The 18,554-nt window shown below is 48.6% G+C and carries 17 protein-coding genes; 8 read left to right on the top strand and 9 right to left on the bottom strand.

Features of this window, described 5'->3' with window-relative positions:
* Positions 1-3 precede the first annotated feature (3 nt).
* The 3 genes from B0B12_RS19335 to B0B12_RS19325 are packed head-to-tail and all read left to right on the top strand — an operon-like array spanning position 4 to position 2,426.
* Positions 4-669: an OmpH/Skp family outer membrane protein gene (locus B0B12_RS19335; protein WP_076672349.1), complete on the top strand. Its 666-nt coding sequence runs from the start codon at positions 4-6 to the stop codon at positions 667-669.
* Positions 670-697: 28 nt separating this feature from the next.
* Entirely contained in the window at positions 698-1,309 is a 612-nt protein-coding gene (locus B0B12_RS19330; RefSeq protein ID WP_076672348.1) for an OmpH/Skp family outer membrane protein, read from the top strand.
* 31 nt (positions 1,310-1,340) lie between these two features.
* Positions 1,341-2,426, top strand: coding sequence for an RluA family pseudouridine synthase (locus B0B12_RS19325; protein ID WP_083704323.1), 1,086 nt, complete (start codon positions 1,341-1,343; stop codon positions 2,424-2,426).
* A 203-nt stretch (positions 2,427-2,629) separates the two neighbouring features.
* Here B0B12_RS19325 and B0B12_RS19320 read toward each other — a convergent pair whose 3' ends face one another.
* The 8 genes from B0B12_RS19320 to mazG all read right to left on the bottom strand — a co-directional run bounded on the left by B0B12_RS19320 (position 2,630) and on the right by mazG (position 10,967).
* Positions 2,630-4,234, bottom strand: a complete 1,605-nt coding sequence (locus tag B0B12_RS19320; RefSeq protein WP_076672347.1) for a tetratricopeptide repeat protein — start codon at positions 4,232-4,234, stop codon at positions 2,630-2,632.
* 37 nt (positions 4,235-4,271) lie between these two features.
* Positions 4,272-5,237 (bottom strand): PstS family phosphate ABC transporter substrate-binding protein, encoded by a 966-nt coding sequence (locus B0B12_RS19315; protein WP_076672346.1) that lies wholly within the window; start codon positions 5,235-5,237, stop codon positions 4,272-4,274.
* Positions 5,238-5,605: 368 nt separating this feature from the next.
* Positions 5,606-6,448 carry an energy transducer TonB gene (locus B0B12_RS19305; RefSeq protein ID WP_076672343.1) on the bottom strand — a complete coding sequence of 281 codons (843 nt, stop codon included), beginning with the start codon at positions 6,446-6,448 and terminating at the stop codon, positions 5,606-5,608.
* Positions 6,449-6,719: 271 nt separating this feature from the next.
* On the bottom strand, positions 6,720-7,376 hold the full coding sequence (locus tag B0B12_RS19300) for an energy transducer TonB (protein WP_244554780.1): 657 nt from the start codon (positions 7,374-7,376) through the stop codon (positions 6,720-6,722).
* A 177-nt stretch (positions 7,377-7,553) separates the two neighbouring features.
* Positions 7,554-8,078, bottom strand: coding sequence for an ExbD/TolR family protein (locus B0B12_RS19295; RefSeq protein WP_076672339.1), 525 nt, complete (start codon positions 8,076-8,078; stop codon positions 7,554-7,556).
* Between the two features lie 22 nt (positions 8,079-8,100).
* Entirely contained in the window at positions 8,101-8,703 is a 603-nt protein-coding gene (locus B0B12_RS19290) for an ExbD/TolR family protein (RefSeq protein WP_076672337.1), read from the bottom strand.
* 25 nt (positions 8,704-8,728) lie between these two features.
* Complete coding sequence (locus tag B0B12_RS19285) at positions 8,729-9,595, bottom strand: MotA/TolQ/ExbB proton channel family protein (RefSeq protein ID WP_076672335.1); 867 nt, start codon at positions 9,593-9,595, stop codon at positions 8,729-8,731.
* A 559-nt stretch (positions 9,596-10,154) separates the two neighbouring features.
* On the bottom strand, positions 10,155-10,967 hold the full coding sequence (gene mazG, locus B0B12_RS19275; protein ID WP_076672431.1) for a nucleoside triphosphate pyrophosphohydrolase: 813 nt from the start codon (positions 10,965-10,967) through the stop codon (positions 10,155-10,157).
* Between the two features lie 169 nt (positions 10,968-11,136).
* On the opposite strand from mazG, the gene glmM reads away from it, so the two are divergent.
* From glmM to B0B12_RS19260, 3 genes are all read left to right on the top strand, one after another.
* Positions 11,137-12,528, top strand: a complete 1,392-nt coding sequence (gene glmM, locus B0B12_RS19270; protein ID WP_076672331.1) for a phosphoglucosamine mutase — start codon at positions 11,137-11,139, stop codon at positions 12,526-12,528.
* A gap of 135 nt (positions 12,529-12,663) precedes the next feature.
* On the top strand, positions 12,664-13,806 hold the full coding sequence (locus B0B12_RS19265) for a cysteine desulfurase family protein (RefSeq protein ID WP_076672329.1): 1,143 nt from the start codon (positions 12,664-12,666) through the stop codon (positions 13,804-13,806).
* A gap of 97 nt (positions 13,807-13,903) precedes the next feature.
* Positions 13,904-14,485 carry an LOG family protein gene (locus B0B12_RS19260; RefSeq protein ID WP_076672327.1) on the top strand — a complete coding sequence of 194 codons (582 nt, stop codon included), beginning with the start codon at positions 13,904-13,906 and terminating at the stop codon, positions 14,483-14,485.
* A gap of 244 nt (positions 14,486-14,729) precedes the next feature.
* On the opposite strand, the gene hemH is transcribed toward B0B12_RS19260, so the two are convergent.
* Positions 14,730-15,758, bottom strand: coding sequence for a ferrochelatase (hemH, locus tag B0B12_RS19255; protein WP_076672325.1), 1,029 nt, complete (start codon positions 15,756-15,758; stop codon positions 14,730-14,732).
* A 489-nt stretch (positions 15,759-16,247) separates the two neighbouring features.
* Between hemH and era the strand changes: the two genes are divergently transcribed.
* Both era and der read left to right on the top strand, forming a co-directional pair.
* Complete coding sequence (gene era / locus B0B12_RS19250) at positions 16,248-17,135, top strand: GTPase Era (RefSeq protein WP_076672323.1); 888 nt, start codon at positions 16,248-16,250, stop codon at positions 17,133-17,135.
* A gap of 63 nt (positions 17,136-17,198) precedes the next feature.
* Positions 17,199-18,512, top strand: a complete 1,314-nt coding sequence (gene der, locus B0B12_RS19245; RefSeq protein WP_076672321.1) for a ribosome biogenesis GTPase Der — start codon at positions 17,199-17,201, stop codon at positions 18,510-18,512.
* Positions 18,513-18,554 lie beyond the last annotated feature (42 nt).

The raw sequence follows: 18,554 nt of genomic DNA, 5'->3' as shown, positions 1-18,554 counted from the left end.
AGTATGAAGAAGTTTTTGTTCATCTTTTTAGCTGGATTTTTGCTGACGACTGTTTCGCAGGCGCAGAAGTTTGGCTATATTGATTCTAACTTTATCCTGAGCAAGATGCCGGCCTACGCCAAGGCGCAGGTGGAGCTGGACAAGCAGAGTGCAGCCTGGCAGAAGGAGATAGAAGGAATGCACCAGGCGGTGGACAAGATGAAGGAAGACTACAAGGCCGAAGAAGTGCTTCTGACGGAAGAGATGAAGAAGAAGCGCCTGGCAGAAATTACCCGCAAAGAAAACGAGGTGCGGGAATACCAGCGCAAGGTCTTCGGTTTTGAAGGGATGATGTTCAAGCGTCGCCAGGACCTGATCAGACCGATTCAGGACGAGGTGTTTACGGCGGTAGAGAAAGTTGCGAAGGCGAAAGGCCTGCAAACGGTATTTGATAAGTCAGGAGACCTGATCATGATCTATACCAATCCGGTACACGACTACACGGAGTATGTGTTGGAAGAGTTGGGCCTTGCAACCGATAAGCAGAATGTGCCTGGCAAGCAGCCGGCAGACGCGTTAGTGGAAGATCCGGATAGTCTGCCTGAAACAGGTATACAGAACGAGGAGAGCCAAACACAGCAGCAGGAAAAGAAAAAAACACCTCCGACAAAAAAGAAGTCAAACAACTAAACAACAATAACAAATTAACCATCCAATCATGAACAAAATCAAATTTTTAGTAGTAGCGTTTTTCTTTATCAGCTTTGCCTCTTTTGCACAGACGAACGAGCAGGCGACTAAGATAGGATATGCGAACGTAGAAGAGATTCTGAGCAAGATGCCAGAAAGAGCCTCTATGCAGAAAGAGTTGGAAGTATATGGTCAGAAGCTGCAAGAGCAGTTCGCTTCAAAAGAAACAGAGTATAACACAAAGTTACAGGCATACCAGAAAGGCGCATCTACGATGGACAAAGTAGTGCGTGAAGACAAAGAGCGTGAACTGATGAACCTGGAGCAGTCTATCCAGAAGTTCCAGTACGATGCGCAGATGTCTATCCGTGAAAAAGAGCAGTCGCTGATTCAGCCTGTGCTGGTTAAAATCGAGAACGCCATTAAAGAAGTAGCCAAAGAGAACGGATACCTTTATATCCTGAGCGAGCAAGCTATTCTGGAAGGTCCTGAGAGCGGCAGCATCAACAACCTGGTGTTCAAGAAACTGGGTGTAGACCCTACCAAACAGCCAGCCGCAGCGCAGCAGGCTCAGCCACAGCAGCAGCAACCAGCCGCCGCTAAGCCAGCAACTACTACGCCAGCCAAAAAGAAAAAATAAGTAACACTCCTTTGTGAGTTCAGGAAAGCCGATGTTCTATACCTCGGCTTTCTTTTTGTTTATACCTAAAGCAAGTACCGTGATTGACTTTGAAGAAGAAGAGCAGGACAGTATAGAGGATTCGGACGAACTGTACGAACACCACCGCATTGTGGTGGACAAGGGGCAGGCACTGCTTCGGATCGATAAGTTTCTGATGGATCGGCTGCCTAACGTGACCCGCAACAAACTGCAAGGCGCTATACGCTCCGAATCGGTGCAGGTAAACCAGAAGCCGGTGAAGGTGAGCTATAAGGTGAAACCGCTCGATGTGATCACCATTACCCTCGCTACGCCGCCACGTGACACCGAAATTATTCCGGAGGATATACCGATCAACATTATCTATGAAGATGATGAGTTGCTGATCATTAACAAAGAGCCTGGTATGGTCGTGCACCCAGGGTATAACAACTGGACCGGCACACTGGTGAATGCACTTACCTACCACTTGCAACAGTTGCCTACCACCCGCAACGGAGAAGGGCGTCCAGGACTTGTGCACCGTATTGATAAAGATACCTCTGGGTTGCTTGTGATAGCGAAAACAGAGTATAGCATGGCTTTTTTGGCTAAGCAATTTTTTAAGCACACGATTGAGCGAACTTATTATGCTTTGGTGTGGGGCGTGCCAAAGGAGGACGCCGGCACGATTGTGGGCCACGTGGGCCGAAGTGCAAAAGACAGAAGGGTCATGACCGTATACCCGAACGGAGAATTCGGTAAACATGCCGTTACTCATTACAAGGTACTGCAGAAGTTTAAGTACGCTTCGCTGGTGCAGTGTAACCTGGAGACAGGCAGAACGCACCAAATCAGAGCACACATGAAATACTTGGGGCACCCGCTATTCTCGGACGCGACATACGGGGGGGATAAGATACTACAGGGTATGCCAACTGGTTCATATAAGACTTTCGTGGAGAATGCCTTTAAACTGATGCCGCGACAGGCACTACATGCCAAATCGCTCGGTTTCATCCACCCCACCACAAAAGAGTTTATCCAATTTAACTCTGAATTACCTGCAGATTTTCAGGCAGTACTGGAAAAATGGTCGCTTTATGAAAACCAGTAAAGTATAGGTGAACATTACTCGATTTAAGGTATAGCAGAACATATCGCATCTGTCCCGATAGGCTTTGGGGCAAAGCAGTTGCATTTAAATAGCTGCAGTATCTAGGATGCATGTTAGGTCGGTAGCGATCCATGCAGGTATAGAAACAAAAAGCCCGCTCCTGATGGAGCGGGCTTCTCTATGATCGAGCGGTCTAATTAAAATTAGCGCTTCTTTTTAGGAGTATTTGTCTTGTTGATCTCAGCCAGAGCTGTTTCAGCCTGCGTGTTAGTTGGGTCTAGAGTCTTCACTTCCGTCCAGTACTTCACGGCGTTGTCACGCTCGCCTTTCAGGTAGTAGTAGTAACCCAAGTAAGTGTTCGCTTCGATCAGCTCTTTCTTATACTTCTCTGTCTCACCGTTAGTCAGTTTGATGAACTCTTCGTAGTGAGGCTTTGCCAGACCTTTATCTGTTTCAGGGTCCAGGTTAGCCTGCGCACGGGCTCTCCAAATGTGAGCGTAAGCATAAGTAGGGTTAGCGTCCGTTATCTTCTTGTAAGTCTCGTCAGCCTTTTCAAACTGCTCCGCCATCATGTAGGCGTTACCCAGGTGGAAGTAGTCTGTATTAGACGCACCTAGTTTCTCCTGCTTTCTGTTGTAAACCTCTACAGCTTTGTCAAACTGCTTTTCGCGGGCGTACATGTTAGCCAGGTCATAGTAAAGCTCCGGCTTGGTTGGCTCCATCGCGATCGCCTTCTCCAGGTTCTCCACAGCTTTTGCTGGCTGGTTGTTTCTAGCCAGTATTCTACCATAGTACTCGTAGTCGCTTGCGATCAGGTTGTTCTGGTCAACCTTGCTCAGGTAGTTCTCCATGGCTTTAAGCGCTTCTTCAGGCTTGCCAAGTTCCAGGTATGAGTACGCCAACAGACGGTTCATCGTCTTGTTGTTAGGATCGGTTTTCAGAACTTCCTGTACCTCGCGTAGTGTTCCTTCGTAGTCTTTTGTCAAGAACAGGAAAGACGCATATTTTGCACGGGTTTCAGGCGTGTTCTCAGACATGTCTACAAACTGCTTGAACGTAGACAGTGCTCTGTCGTACTGGCCGGCAAAGTAGTAAAGCTCGCCTAGGTCGCTGTAGGCAGGAGCATAGTTCGGATCCAGTTCGATCGCTTTCTTATAAGCCTCTTCTGCCTCGTTGTAGTTACGTGAGCTGGTATACAGCTGTCCTCTTTTCAGGTGGGCTTTCGGTGACTTGTCGTTAATGCGGATGGCATTGTCGTAGCTTGTCATAGCCTGTCCACCGTTACCCAGTTTCAGATAGGCATCGCCCATCAGCAGGTAAGCCTCAGCGTTATTCTTATCACGATCAACAGCCTGCTTCAGGTATTCGATTGCTTTGTTGTAATCCTGCTCTGTTGCCTCAGGAGCCTTCAGATAGGCCTCACCAATACTTGCCAGTACGAAAGCATCTTTCTTACCACGCTTCATCGCGTCGGCAAAGTGCTTCTCAGCGCCAGCGCGGTTGCCTTTGGCCATCTCCACTTTACCCAAACCAACCATGTTGATGGCAGATTTTGAGTTCTTTGCCAAGCCCTGATTGAAGTAGTAGGCAGCTGAGTCCACGTTTTCAGAACGCAGGTATACATCACCCAGTCCAAAATATGCGTTATCAGCGTTTTTGTTGTTCAACTGAGATTTATAAATAGACTTAGCCTCCTGATAGCGTCCCAGTTCAGCCGCTCTGCGGCCCTGATCGCCAGACTGCGCGAATGCCGCTGCTGTCGGGAACATGGCAGCTACCAGCAAAGCATATTTCCAGTTATTTGTCATTGTTTGTTTAATTTAGGTTGTGTTATTACTGTTTGTTTTAATCTTGTTGAAATTTACTCGGTCTGTTGTTAAAGCCAACGATGCGCACAGGCATAGTGGCAGGCACAAGCCCAGACTTTAATATAATACGTTGGCCGCGATCGCTTGCTACGTAAGCTGCAAAACCTGTGCCAAGACCCGCACGGCCCTCAGTACTAATGATATACCAGAATCTTCTGAGCGGATATTCGCCTTGTGCGATGTAAGCCTGATACGGTTGAAAGTAACTGTCCGTTGTTATTGGGTTATCTTCTTTGCTGATTCCCACCACTTTTATTTTATTGAGGAAATTAACGGAAGTCGTGTCGTCCCGGTCACTTATCCAGTTCACTCCAATAACACCAATTGCGTTCTCGTTTTTGGCTACATAATCGATCAACGCCGGGTGAGAGTTACTGGCGGTGGCTGTTGGAGGCAGGGGCTGGCCTGCTATCAACGTGTCGCGCATGTACCTGGCCGTGCTGGAGTTATTGTTGTCAAACACAAGCGCAATATCCCGTAAGCTGCTCTCAGGGTTCAGTTGCTTCCAGGTGGTGATCTTTCCGGACAGGATGTCACGCAGTTGATTCATCGTCAGGAGCGTATCCTGATTTTTGTTATTCACAATAAGTGCAACGGCATCAATAGCGATTCTGGTATACCTGGGCGTTATTTTTCTCTGGTCAAAAACAGCTTTCTCCTGATCTGTCAGTTTACGCGACACGATCGCAATGCGGGTGCTGTCATCTAGTAAGTCATTAAATACTTTGCCTTCTGCCTTGTACTGCGCATTTAGCTTAGCATAGCGGTAGATACCTTCAAATGCATGTACCTGACTTTCAATAATTGGTTGGAGGGTTTCGTCTACGCTAATGCCGATGGTACCTGTCGTAGAGGTGTCGCGCTGTGTCTTGGGGTCGCCGCTGCAGCTAGCTAACACTGCCAGCCCGAGCCCCAGGATTAACACCTTGGCTGCTTTAATCATCTTGTCTGTCTCTCCTTGATTTGGAATTAACCTGATACGCTCTGATAAATCTTATGAGGCCATAAAGGATGAGTATCCCGCCAAAAATTGTTCGTGCCTGATCTGACATGTTTATGTTATACTTTTCCGTATCCATCAGCAGCAAAAACAACCCAGCCGCTACGTAAACCAATGTCATCAGCATGCCGAAATAGCGTGCGAATTTATTGAATGCATTAACGGACGTTCTCTCGTCTCCTCTCCGTGGTCGTAGCATGTTCAGGTTTGCCTATATATGTAGGCCTAAATTTAAGGTTTATACTTTAAAAATTAAAGCAGAAGCCATGCTATGTGTAGTTTAGCTTCTGCTTTATACTTTATATTCAAACTTATCGTTGCAAGTTGAATCGGATTGGTACGGTATAGCGTACTGCTACCGGTTTTCCGTTTTGCTTGCCAGGCGACCAATCGGGCAGACTTTGGATAACGCGCAGTGCTTCTTCATCTGTTCCGTAACCTAAGCCTTTCAAAACGGTAGCTTCCGTTACCTTGCCGTTTCTGTTCACCACAAAGCTCACTACAACAATACCTTCTATCTGCTCTGTTATCGCTTGTCTTGGGTAGCGGATCTTTTTGCTGATGTGTCGCATTAGTGCAGCTTCACCTCCCTCAAATGAGGGCATCTCCTCTACAAAGTCGAATACGCTATTGCTTTCACTCTCTCCTGTGCCAACGGAACCGGCGCTTCCATTACCGTCTATACCTGCCAGGTTCAAATTATTCGGCGCTACTCCCGCTATATTTTGGGTGCCGATAACAGCTCCTTCCATCTCCTGCTGGGTTGGTGGCGCTTCATCTGGTCCGGGGTGCGAGTCTGGCACTACCCTGGTTGTTATACTCTTTACCGTTTTGACCTGTTCTTCAGTGGCAGGAGGAGGTGCCTGTTGCGCTGGTTCAGGGTCGGCTGCAGGTGGCGGCTGTAAGATCAACTCCTCGATGACCACGCGGCCCTTGTCTTTGTCTGTTGTTTCTGGGTTGATGGAAGCTTTTTCCTGTACAGGCATGAGCAGAGGCCATCCCAGCCCTGTAGCGAAAAGGCTTATTGCAACAATTGCTGCTGCCATTATGTGCTTGCTGTACTCCTGCCTCAGCTCGTAGGCTCCATAGGCTTTATTTCGGGCGGCAAACACTACATTGTTGAAGGTCGTGTCGAATAAATAGCTCTCTTTCATGGCATGTGGGTTTTAGAGGTGGGGCAGTTATACCTGCTTTTTCTTATTAGATGCACCACTTGCCGTTATTCCACAAATTGGGTTAAATTTTTTAAGAGGCTTTAGAAAGACTGGTTAAATCGGATGCTTATGATTGGATAGCGGTTTTTTCGTTAAGTCTGAGTTATTGCAACCAGGTATGAGTTGTTAGTTACAGGTATAATACACTTTATCAGGTATAAATAAAAAAAGGCCCTCGTGAGAGGGCCTTTTTACTGGTATGGAATAAGACTTACTTGATAGCAAATCGAACCGGCAAGGTATAGCGAACTGGTACTGATCTACCGTTCTGCTTTCCTGGAGACCATTTCGGCATTGTTTTCACAACGCGAACGGCTTCTTCGTCAGTACCTGAGCCTAGGCTTTTTACAACCTCAATTTCTGAGATCTCGCCTGTTCGGCTGACTACGAACGAAAGAACTACCAGGCCTTCTACACCGGCACGCTGTGCGGCAGCTGGATAGCGGATGTTCTTGCCAAGATACTTCATCATTTCGCCTTCTCCGCCTGGGAATTCAGGCATCTGCTCCACGTAAGTATATGGCTTCTCTTCTACTACTTCAGCAACTACATCGCTGGTACCGTCGATATCGCCTAGATCAAGCGGGGCGCCTTTAACACCTTCTACCGTTTTGGTTCCGATGTCTACGTCTTCCAGTTCTGACTGATCTGGCACTTTTTCTTCTTCCTGTACCTCGTTGTCACGCTTCACTACCGGAGGCGTGAACTTTACCTGTGCACGTACTGGCGGCGGCGGCGGTGGAAGATCTGGTGGTGGCGGCGGCGGCGGCGGCGGCGTTGCTTCATCCAGTGGTGGTGGCGGAGCCAGGTCTACTTCTGTTACAATACGGTCAACCACTTGCTCTTCTTCCTGGTCTCCCTTGATCATTTTGGTGATCAAAGGAATGCTAAGGAAAAGGAAGAACAATGCAATTGCTACAGTTGCGGCAATTGTGATATGCTTATTGTAAATCTGGCGAAGTAGGTAGGCACCATATGCTCTGTTTCGTCCTTCAAAGACGATGTCATCGAGCGATGCTTTTTCTAACTTACTTACTTCCATATCTTAATTCCCAATTTGTTCTTGTACCAATTTTTTGTCCGACTCGGCTATTTCTACCATCGCAAACCTCTTGGTATCCGTTATTTTCAACTCGTCCAGGATATCCACCATGTTCTTGTAGCGTGAGTTCTCCATTGGCTTTACCATAACGGTCATCATGTCGTTCGATTTTACTCTAGACGATAACAGTACCTGGCGGATACCGTTGGCGGCGTAGCTCGACTCCACAATCTCCGGATTATCCTCTGCCAAACCAAAGTAGTAGTATAGATCGTCGTCAGGGCCAAGTATAATAGTCATGGCGTTACTGGCTTTCAATGCTATCTGCTCCTCTGGGTTGTCAACCTTCTTCGGCATGTTGATTTCCATCGTCTGCGGCTTGTTGAAGGTTGTGGTAAGCATGAAGAACGTAATCAGAAGGGCGGCAAGGTCTACCAGCGGTGTCATGTCAATTTTGGTCGACTGGCGTTTGGCGCGTTTTTTCCCGCCTTTGCCGCCAGAGTCGGCCTGTTGTTGCATTTCTGCCATTTTCTTATCTCCTTTCTAATTATTAGTTCGTAGGCTTCATCTCCATGTCCGTAATGAGGTTGAACCTGTCTACTTTCTTCTCTTGTAGAATGTCCATCACTCGCTTTACTGTCGGGTAGCTTACGTCCTGGTCACCCTTGATGGCAATTACCACTTGCGGGTTAGTAAGACGTGTCTGCAGAACCCAGTCGCCAAGTTCATTACGTGTTGAATCAATCGGAATCCCCGGCTGGTTTACCTCCTTACGATCATTTGACTCCATTGCCAGGTAACCTTTTAGTTGGTTAATTGGCACCCCGAAGTTGCTGAGAAGAGAGAATGTTTTTCGCTCCTCCTCGGTAAAGCCAATATTGTAGTTCTTAGCAATTCTGTCAAGCAATACTTCCTTTGTATGCTGCCCGTCTACCCCAAAGAACACACGGTCATTTTTATCAACCGTAATAGTAATTACGTTAGTGTCCGGGATCTTGATTTCTGAAGCAGATGAAGGAGTGTCTACTATAACAGCCTCGTCAGGACGGGCTGTTGCAGTCAGCATAAAGAAAGTAACCAGCAAGAAGAATAAGTCCACCATTGGCGTCATGTCCAATGAAGGGGCCGTTCTTTTTACTTTTACTTTAGGCATCTTATCTGGTTAAATACGGTTTAACTTATACAGTGTGTGGTCTTGCAGCTGGTGTTTCGTGCTGAGACGTGAAAGTAGACACCATGCTAAAGCCTGCTTCGTCGATGCCGTAAGTAAGCTCGTCGATTTTGCTTGTAAAGTAGTTGTAAGCGATGATCGCGATCGTAGAACCAGTAATACCAAGGGCTGTGTTGATAAGGGCCTCAGAGATACCGTTTGCAAGCGCTACAGAGTCAGGAGCACCTGAAGTTGCAAGAGCCGAGAAGGCCTTGATCATACCAAGTACTGTGCCGATCAGACCAACCAGTGTAGAGATAGAGGCGATAGTTGAGATAACTACCAGGTTTTTCTCTAGCATTGGCAGCTCAAGCGAAGTAGACTCTTCGATTTCCTTCTGGATAGCGGCTACTTTCTCTGCTTTCAACAGTTCCGGCTCGTTCTGCATTTCCTTGTACTTCAACAGACCAGCCTTTACTACGTTAGCAACAGATCCTTTCTGAGCGTCGCAGGCAGCGATAGCGCCGTTGATGTCGTTTTGCTTCAGTTTAGCAGAAATCGTGCGCACGAATTGAGCTACGCCGCCTTTTCCTTTTGCTTTGCTGATTGTAAGAGCACGCTCGATAGCGAAAATGAATACGAGTAGGTTAAGTGTTAACAACATAGGTACTACCCATCCACCTTTATAAACGATGCCAAGGTAGTTGCCTGGAAGTGGGTGGTTGTTCGGGTCGTTACCTTCGAAGTTGGCAGGATTGCCAAAAACGAACATATAGATAAGCACACATGCTATCAGCGCAAGTGGAATAACAATACTTGCAAACACGCCGCCAATTGGGCTAGGCTTTTTCTCTACATTAGCATCTTTGCTCACTACTGCAGTCTTTTTTTCCATTTTGTTTAAAAGTTTAAAGTTTAGCTGTTTGTGTTGTAATTAAAATCGATTGTGTAATATAAAAATGTAATTGTTTCGGATTTAGTTCTTCATTGGTTTTGCAATTTCTGCTTTTTCCGCAATTTTCAAACGATATACGGCTTTTAATTTTGAAAAAACAGGTCAAAATACCGCAAAGTCTGTCCAGAATAAGTATTTATTTGCTTTTGCTAAAGGCAAATATTGCGGCTTTACAAATGTATTTTATTTTAAAGTCTTATCCAAAGTTTAAACTCCGAACGTCTTATCAACTCCAGAACAACGCTATTGCGGTATCTTTTAACTAGTTACTTCATGCTCTCCCTCTCGGCAGCGAACTCTGCCGGTAAGTTGCATTAACATACGTAATTTTGAGATTCCTGTAATAGTAATAATTCAGGCCGGGTAATATTATGATAAGAAGAAGGTATTCAAACTAGCTGGTGACAAAAAATTAAACACGAATAAGTTTGTTTGAATCAGGTATGGGAACAGTTGAAGGCTTAAATATAGTGCATGTTTACTAAATTTGTATGCATGCCTATCTGTTTTTTGCCTGATTCCAGTAAATGTCCATTTCTTTTAAGGACAAGTCCTGAAGTCTTTTGCCGTCTTTAGCTGCTTCTTCCTCCATATACTGGAAGCGGTCTATAAATTTCAGGTTCGTCTTTTCAAGTGCTTCTTCCGGGTTTATGTCAATAAAACGGGCAAAGTTGATTAGCGAAAAGAGCAGGTCTCCAAATTCGCCGGTCGCTTTCTGCTGGTCAATAGATTGCCCCTCCGTGATGTTAAACTCTGACTCAAACTCGGTCAGCTCCTCCTGTACTTTCTTCCATACCTCTGACTTGTCGTCCCAGTCGAAGCCCGCGCCTCGGGCCTTCTCCTGTATGCGCATGGCCTTCACCAGCGCTGGGAGTGAGCTTGGTACGCCACCCAGCACCGACTTGTTGCCTTCCTTCAGTTTCAGACGCTCCCAGTTCTGCTTTACCTCTTCCTCCGTGTTAGCGGTAACATCCCCATAGATGTGCGGATGTCTGAAAATGAGCTTTTCGCAGAGCGAGTTAAGCACATCGGCTATGTCGAAAGCCTGCTGCTCGGAGGCGATCTTGGCATAAAACACCATGTGGAGCATGATGTCGCCGATTTCCTTCTTGACCTCCTGCATATCCTGTCGGATAATGGCATCAGATAGCTCATAGGTCTCTTCTATGGTCAGGTGCCGCAGGCTATCGATGGTCTGCTTTCTGTCCCAGGGGCATTTCTCGCGTAGGTCGTCCATCACATCCAGCAGGCGGTTAAAGGCCTGTAGCTGGCGCCCGCGTGGGCTGTCTTCAAATTTTTGCGTTTCATTCATGAACACAAAGATAATAAAATCATCCGGGGCGATGTTCTATTGCCATGCCGTGGCCATACCCACGCTCGGATGCATTTAAATATAAGATGCAGCAAGCAGCTAAATTCCATAAACTGCTAAACCTTAATTCTAAATTATTACTTTTGCAGCTGAAATAAATAATCTAGCAGTGGCTTTAATAAAATCAATTTCAGGAATCAGGGGTACGATTGGAGGGCAGGCCGGTGACGCGCTTACGCCGGTGGATGTGGTGAAGTTTGCCGCCGCTTTCGGTACCTGGGTATTGCAGACGACCGGCAACAATACCATTATCGTGGGACGCGACGCCCGCCTCTCTGGTGACATGGTGAACAAACTAGTGTGTGCCACCCTGCAGGGGCTAGGTATAAATGTGGTCGATCTGGGCCTGTCGACTACCCCTACCGTGGAGATGGCGGTGCCTGACTACAAGGCTGGTGGCGGTATCATCCTGACGGCAAGTCATAACCCCAAACAATGGAATGCACTCAAGCTTCTTAACCAGAAGGGAGAGTTTATTTCTGACGTTGAAGGCAAACTGGTGCTGGAGCTGGCGGACAAGGAGGCCTTTGAGTTTGCGCAGGTAAACGACTTAGGTAGCTACCAGCGCGACGACGAAGCCTTGCAGAAACACATCGATGCTATTCTGGCCCTGCCACTTGTGGATGTGAACACCATCAAAGAAAAAGATTTCAGCGTGGCTATCGACTGTGTGAACTCTTCCGGAGGTATAGCCATCCCTATGCTGCTAGAGGCGCTTGGCGTACACAAAGTGGAAAAACTGTTCTGCGAGCCGGACGGAAACTTCCCGCATAACCCCGAGCCGCTGCCCGAAAACCTGCGCGAGATTGCACGTGTGATCGAGAAAGGCAAGTTCGACTTAGGTATAGTAGTAGATCCGGACGTGGACCGCTTGGCCCTGATCAACGAAGACGGCAGTATGTTTGGCGAAGAGTATACCTTGGTAGCCGTAGCTGATTATGTGCTCAAAAACCAGGTAGGCAATACGGTGTCAAATCTGTCATCAACCAGAGCGCTGCGCGACGTGACCGAGAAGGCTGGTGGCAACTACTTTGCTGCTGCTGTAGGCGAGGTGAACGTGGTGAACATGATGAAGGCAGAGAATGCCATTATCGGTGGTGAAGGCAACGGCGGTATTATTTACCCTGAGCTGCATTACGGTCGCGATGCGCTGGTAGGTATAGCCCTGTTCCTGACGCACCTGGCCAAGTCAGGTATGAGCATGACGCGCCTGCGTGCCAGCTACCCGAATTACCATATCTCTAAAAATAAGATTGAGCTGACTCCGGATGTGGACGTGGACGATGTGCTGCAGCAAATGCAGGAGCGTTATGCCAAGCAGCCGATTAATACGATTGACGGCGTGAAGATCGAGTTTGACAAAGAGTGGGTACACCTGCGCAAGTCCAACACCGAGCCGATCATCCGCATTTATGCCGAGTCAGAGAGCAACGCTACGGCCGAGCACCTGGCCAATAAAATTATTGCTGACATCAAAGAGATTATCTCAGCCAAGGCATAATGTGTTGTTGCTGTAGCATATTTTTTAGCAAGTAACCAGAGGTTGCGTCACGGGAGAAACCATGTTTTTGTCCGGTGGCGCAACTTTTTTTTGTACTTTAGTAGTTCGTATAAGTAGAATTCAATCTTACAAATCATGCGTGTTTATTTAGATAATGCAGCTACCACTCCTCTGGACAAAGAGGTTTTTGAAGCGATGGCCCCCTTTATGCTGGAGCATTTCGGCAACCCTTCTTCCATCCATTCCCATGGGCGCGAGGTAAGGTCCGCCATCGAAAAAGCCCGTCGCACGGTAGCTACATTGCTGAACACGTCGCCTGCCGAAGTGTTTTTTACCTCCGGCGGCACAGAGGCTGATAATGCGGCCATTGTCTGTACCTGCCGATCGCTGGGTATAAAGCATGCCATTACGACCAAGCTGGAGCACCATGCCGTGCTGCACACCATGGAGATGCTGGAAAAGCAGGGTGCTGTGCAATTGAGCTACCTGCGTCACGATGAGCGCGGCAACCTGGACCTAGAGCACCTGGAGGAATTGCTGGCAAACCAACCCCGAACCATCGTTTCGATCATGCACGCCAATAATGAGATCGGCACGCTCAACGATATTGAGAAGATCGGTGAGATCTGCAGAAAGTACGATGCGATCTTCCATTCTGACACGGTGCAGACCATGGGGCACTACAAGCACGATGTACAGCAGATCGGTGCCAATTTCCTGGTAGGCTCAGCACATAAGTTCCACGGACCGAAAGGGGTGGGCTTTCTGTACTGCGATGCCGAGACGAAGATCCAGCCGCTGATTCAGGGAGGCTCGCAGGAGCGTAACATGCGTGGCGGCACCGAGAACGTGTATGGTATTATCGGTCTGGCCAAAGCGCTGGAAATCGCTTACCGCGACATGGCTGAGCACCAAAAGCACATGCAGGGCTTGAAAGACCGCATGATCTACAAACTGCGCGAGCAGATGGAGGATGTGAGTTTCAACGGTATGTCGGAGTTCGGAGACAAGAGCCTTTACACGGTACTCAACGTGAGCCTGCCAGCCTCAGACATCAACGAGATGCTGTTGTTTAGCCTGGATATCGCCAAAATCTCAGCTTCGGGCGGAAGCGCCTGCAGCAGCGGGGCCAATGCGGGATCGCATGTGCTGCGCGCGTTGGGCGTTGACCCAAGCCGTGGCTCGGTGCGCTTCTCTTTCAGCAAGTATAACACCGTAGAAGAAATTGACTACGTGGCTGAGACAGTTGCCAAAATGTATAAGAAAGAGCTGGCCTAGGTATAGGCGCAGTTTACTGTCAATACGGAAAGGCTTCAGCAGGAATGTTGGAGCCTTTCTTGATCAGGGAAAGACCAAAACAGAATAAATTTAATATATGAGAAGTATAGGCGTTTTTTGTGGAGCCAATACAGGTATAAACCCGGCGTATAGCGATGCCGCGGCGCGGCTAGGTGAGTTGATGGCCACACAAGGTATAAAGCTGGTGTATGGTGGAGGCAATGTGGGCTTGATGGGGGTGATTGCGGATGCCGTGTTGGCTGAAGGAGGTGTAGGTATAGGCGTTATCCCACAGAGCCTGGTAGACAGGGAGGTGGCACATAGAGGCTTGCAGGAACTGATCGTAGTGGAGACCATGCACGAGCGCAAGGCCATTATGGCAGCCCGATCCGATGCCTTTGTGGCCATGCCGGGCGGCTTTGGCACCTTCGACGAGATCTGCGAGATCATCACCTGGAACCAGCTGGGGATCATCAAAAAGCCAGTGGCCTTCTACAACATCAACGGCTACTGGGACAAGTTTTTCGAGATGATCGACCACACGGTAAGCGAGGGCTTCGTAAAGCTTGACCATCGTGAAAACCTGATTGTGGAAAGTGATCCGGGAGTGCTGCTTCAGAAAATCAGAGAATATTCAGATACCGCTTCCGATTATTGGGTCGACTTCAAGCGAATTTAGGTTTCAAATTTGGAGATTTGAAAATTTGAAGATGAATTTCTCGATCCAGGACCTAAGAGACTTAAGCCGCAGTCTAACCATTTATACCTGAGTCTACGATGATAATGCATTGAAAACGGAAGCGCCGCTGCAAAATTCTGCAGCGGCGCTTCCGTTTTATATTTTCCAAGGTGCTATACCTGACGAGGTGTTATGCCTGTAGAGACATCTTCAAATCTCCACATCTTCAAATTTTCAAATCGCACTAATTCTCCAGTACCATGTTTTTGAGGGCTTCTACCCAGGTGTCGCTGGAGTTGAGACTTTCGACAAGCACCCATTTCTCGCCACCAGCGTGCTCGAACATCTCCTTGAACTCTTCACCCACCTCAATAGTGGTCTCCAGGCAGTCGGCTACGAAGGCAGGGCTGAAGGCAAGTACTTTCTTGATGCCCTTAGCAGGCATGGTCTTCAGGATGTCGTCGGTGTAAGGTTGCAGCCAGGGATCGCTCAGTAGTCTCGACTGGAACGCGACGGTATACTGGTCTTCGCGCAGACCAAGTTGCTCAGCCAGCAAGCGGGAAGTAACAAAGCAGGAGGCGCGGTAGCAGTATTTGTTGCGCTTGTTGTAGCTGTTGCAACAGGAGCCCAGCTTGCAGTAACCGTGGTCGCTGCCCTTGAGCACCTGGCGCTCCGGCACCCCATGATAGCTGAATACGAAGTGATCGTATTCGTCTTCGGCCATGTACTTTTTGCCCAGCTCGGCAAAGGCGTTGATAAAGCCTGGATCATCGCAGTAAGAGGAAATGAAGTTGATGCTCGGGATGATCCACCAGTCCTTTACGATTTCCATGATTTTTTCCTGCACCGAACCTGTGGTCGCGGCGGCATATTGCGGGAACAGCGGCACCACCACGATACGGTCCACACTCTTCTCGCGCAGCTCTTCCAGAGCACTCTTAATACTCGGGCTCTGGTAACGCATTCCGAAAGCCACATGGTAGTCTTCGCCCAGAGCGGTCTGAAGCTTGGCCTGTAGGTCGAGTCCGTGAAACATGAGCGGGGAGCCGCGGTCGGTCCAGAGTTGCTGGTATACCTTGGCTGACTTAGGAGCCCGGAACGGAGCGATAATGCCGTTGACCAGGGCATAGCGGCCCACAGGGTTTATGTCCATCACACGCGGGTCCAGGAGGAACTCGCGAAGGTATTTTCTTACATCAGGAGTATTAGGCGTATCCGGCGTACCAAGGTTCACCAGCAGGACCCCGATCTTTCCGGTTGATTTCTTCTTCATCTAAACTGATAAAAGTGCTGTTGCTCTACAAAGATACGAAGTATAACGAGTTAGTTGTGATCGATAGTTTCTATGCCCTGATAGAGAAGGGCAGGGTATAAAGCCAAAAAGGGTCGGAAATGTTTGAAAATGCACTGCGCAAAGTATTCAGGAGTTCGCTGACCTCGCGGTGTCTTCAAACCCACAAGCGTCTAACAGATTGGCGGTGGATAAGCAGGTATAGGTATAGGTATAGGTATAGGTATAGGTATAGGTATAGGTATAGCCGGATATTTTGGTTAAGACATCAGCAGGAGCTGTACATGCTTTGAGGTCTTAGACATCCCCCAACAGGTATAGCAGTAGCAGGGAAAGGTCGTAACCAGTCCGAACCGTGCATGAACAACAATCAACAATTCACACAATCACTTAATCAAAAATCCTAAATCCACACATTTTCACCGTGTTTCGTAAAAAAAGAAGTAATTTTGCGTCCTTAAATTTTAGCGTATGTCCGAAACTCCGCACAAAGCCGGTTTTGTCAGTATAGTGGGTAAGCCAAACGTAGGCAAATCCACGCTCATGAACGCCCTGGTAGGGGAAAAGCTTTCTATTATCACGTCCAAAGCCCAGACTACCCGCCACCGCATCATGGGTATTCTGAACGGCGATGATTTCCAGATCGTGTACTCCGATACGCCGGGCATCATCAAGCCGCAGTATGCCTTGCACGAGTCGATGATGAGTTTTGTGCGCACCTCACTCGAGGATGCCGACATCATCCTGTTTGTGACGGACATCTACGAGAAGCACGACGAGGACGACGTGATCAAGCGTTTGCAGCACGCCAATGTGCCTATTCTGCTGCTCATCAACAAGATCGACCAGGCTACAGAAGAGGAAGTGAACGAGAAGGTGGCTTACTGGCAGGAGAAGATGAACCCGACTGAGATTCATCCGATTTCGGCATTGCACAACTTCGGTGTGGAGCAGTTGTTTGCCCGTTTGCTGGCGCTGCTGCCCGAGCACCCGGCTTTTTATCCGAAAGATGAACTGACTGACAAGCCGGAGCGTTTCTTCGTGTCGGAGATCATTCGCGAGAAGATCCTGCTCAACTACAAAAAAGAAATTCCCTACAGCTGCGAGGTGGTAGTGGAGGAGTTCAAAGAGGAAGAGGAGATCATCCGCATCCGGGCCGAGATCAGCGTGGAGCGCAAGAGCCAGAAGGGCATTGTGATCGGCCACAAAGGCGAGGCGCTGAAGAAAGTGGGCATGCAGGCCCGCGTGGACATGGAAGAGTTTTTCCAGAAAAAGATATTTCTTGATTTATACGTGCGCGTGAACGAGAACTGGCGAACTGACCAGAAGCTGCTACGCCGATTCGGCTACAGCGAGTAGCGCACCATTAAAGCTTCGGGGCACGGTGCTCCGGGGGCACTTTAACCATTTTATTTTTATTCGATGTCAACCAACATCATTGCTATCGTAGGCCGCCCGAACGTGGGCAAGTCTACTCTTTTTAACCGCCTTGTAGGGCGTCGCCAGGCCATCATGGACAACGAGAGCGGCGTGACCCGCGACCGCAGCTACGGCCACGGCGACTGGACCGGCAGGTACTTCACCGTGATCGACACAGGCGGCTACGTGCACGGCTCCGACGACATTTTTGAAGGAGAGATCAACAAGCAGGTCGAGCTGGCCATCAAAGAGGCCGACGTGATCCTGTTCATGGTAGACGTCGAGGCAGGCGTGACCAGCCTCGACGAGGAGTTTGCCAATGTGCTCCGCCGCACCGACAAGCCTATTTACATAGTAGCCAACAAAGCCGACACCAACGCCCGTGCCCATCAGATGGGCGAGTTCTATGCGCTAGGTATAGGTTTAGACATCTTTCCGATTTCGTCGCAGAGCGGTTCCGGTACAGGTGAATTGTTGGACGAGGTGGTGAAGCACTTCAAGACAGAAGGTACAGAAGACCCGGACGCAGGTATACCTCGTCTTGCCGTGTTGGGCCGCCCGAACGTGGGTAAGTCTTCTTTCGTGAACCTGCTGCTGGGCGTGGAGCGCAACATCGTAACCGACATTGCCGGCACCACCCGCGACGCCATCGACTCGCGCTACAATGCCTTTGGAAAAGAGTTTATTATTGTGGATACGGCCGGTCTGCGCCGCAAGAGCAAAGTGAGCGAAGACATTGAGTTCTACTCGGTGATGCGCTCTGTGCGTGCCCTGGAAGATTCCGATGTGTGCATTGTTATTCTGGATGCTACGCGCGGTATAGAGTCGCAAGACGTGAACATTATCTCCCTGGCTGAGAAGAACCGCAAAGGCATGGTGATTCTGGTGAACAAGTGGGACCTGGTAGAGAAGGATACGCACACCACCAAAGAGTTTGAGGAGAAGATACTAGAAGCGATTGCGCCAATTAAGTATGTGCCGATCATTTTCACCTCCGTGGTGACGAAGCAGCGTGTGCACAAGGCCATCGAAACGGCCATGCAGGTATACGAGAACAAAACGCAGAAAATCGCTACTTCCAAGCTGAACGATAAGATACTGCCGGAGATTGAGCGCTACCCGCCACCATCCATGAAAGGCAAGTTCATCAAGATCAAGTACGTGACGCAGCTGCCGACGCACAACCCGACTTTTGCGTTTTTCTGCAACCTCCCGCAGTACATCAAGGAGCCGTATACCCGCTACCTCGAAAACGCGATCCGGAAGCATTTCGGCTTCGAAGGGGTGCCGATCAAAGTGTTGTTCAAGAAAAAATAAAGACTTCTGTATCAATATATTCAGATGTTCTGTTATATTTGA

This window comes from Pontibacter indicus (genome assembly GCF_900156345.1).
GTDB classification, from domain to species: Bacteria; Bacteroidota; Bacteroidia; order Cytophagales; family Hymenobacteraceae; genus Pontibacter; species Pontibacter indicus.
This window is presented reverse-complemented; position numbering and strand designations above follow the sequence as displayed.

Bases quoted from the DNA above. Each gene is read 5' to 3' on its own strand.
- B0B12_RS19335 (WP_076672349.1), top strand. From the start codon at position 4: ATGAAGAAGTTTTTGTTCATCTTTTTAGCTGGATTTTTGCTGACGACT.
- B0B12_RS19330 (WP_076672348.1), top strand. From the start codon at position 698: ATGAACAAAATCAAATTTTTAGTAGTAGCGTTTTTCTTTATCAGCTTT.
- B0B12_RS19325 (WP_083704323.1), top strand. From the start codon at position 1,341: ATGTTCTATACCTCGGCTTTCTTTTTGTTTATACCTAAAGCAAGTACC.
- B0B12_RS19320 (WP_076672347.1), bottom strand. From the start codon at position 4,234: ATGACAAATAACTGGAAATATGCTTTGCTGGTAGCTGCCATGTTCCCG.
- B0B12_RS19315 (WP_076672346.1), bottom strand. From the start codon at position 5,237: ATGATTAAAGCAGCCAAGGTGTTAATCCTGGGGCTCGGGCTGGCAGTG.
- B0B12_RS19305 (WP_076672343.1), bottom strand. From the start codon at position 6,448: ATGAAAGAGAGCTATTTATTCGACACGACCTTCAACAATGTAGTGTTT.
- B0B12_RS19300 (WP_244554780.1), bottom strand. From the start codon at position 7,376: ATGATCAAGGGAGACCAGGAAGAAGAGCAAGTGGTTGACCGTATTGTA.
- B0B12_RS19295 (WP_076672339.1), bottom strand. From the start codon at position 8,078: ATGGCAGAAATGCAACAACAGGCCGACTCTGGCGGCAAAGGCGGGAAA.
- B0B12_RS19290 (WP_076672337.1), bottom strand. From the start codon at position 8,703: ATGCCTAAAGTAAAAGTAAAAAGAACGGCCCCTTCATTGGACATGACG.
- B0B12_RS19285 (WP_076672335.1), bottom strand. From the start codon at position 9,595: ATGGAAAAAAAGACTGCAGTAGTGAGCAAAGATGCTAATGTAGAGAAA.
- mazG (WP_076672431.1), bottom strand. From the start codon at position 10,967: ATGAATGAAACGCAAAAATTTGAAGACAGCCCACGCGGGCGCCAGCTA.
- B0B12_RS19265 (WP_076672329.1), top strand. From the start codon at position 12,664: ATGCGTGTTTATTTAGATAATGCAGCTACCACTCCTCTGGACAAAGAG.
- B0B12_RS19260 (WP_076672327.1), top strand. From the start codon at position 13,904: ATGAGAAGTATAGGCGTTTTTTGTGGAGCCAATACAGGTATAAACCCG.
- hemH (WP_076672325.1), bottom strand. From the start codon at position 15,758: ATGAAGAAGAAATCAACCGGAAAGATCGGGGTCCTGCTGGTGAACCTT.
- era (WP_076672323.1), top strand. From the start codon at position 16,248: ATGTCCGAAACTCCGCACAAAGCCGGTTTTGTCAGTATAGTGGGTAAG.
- der (WP_076672321.1), top strand. From the start codon at position 17,199: ATGTCAACCAACATCATTGCTATCGTAGGCCGCCCGAACGTGGGCAAG.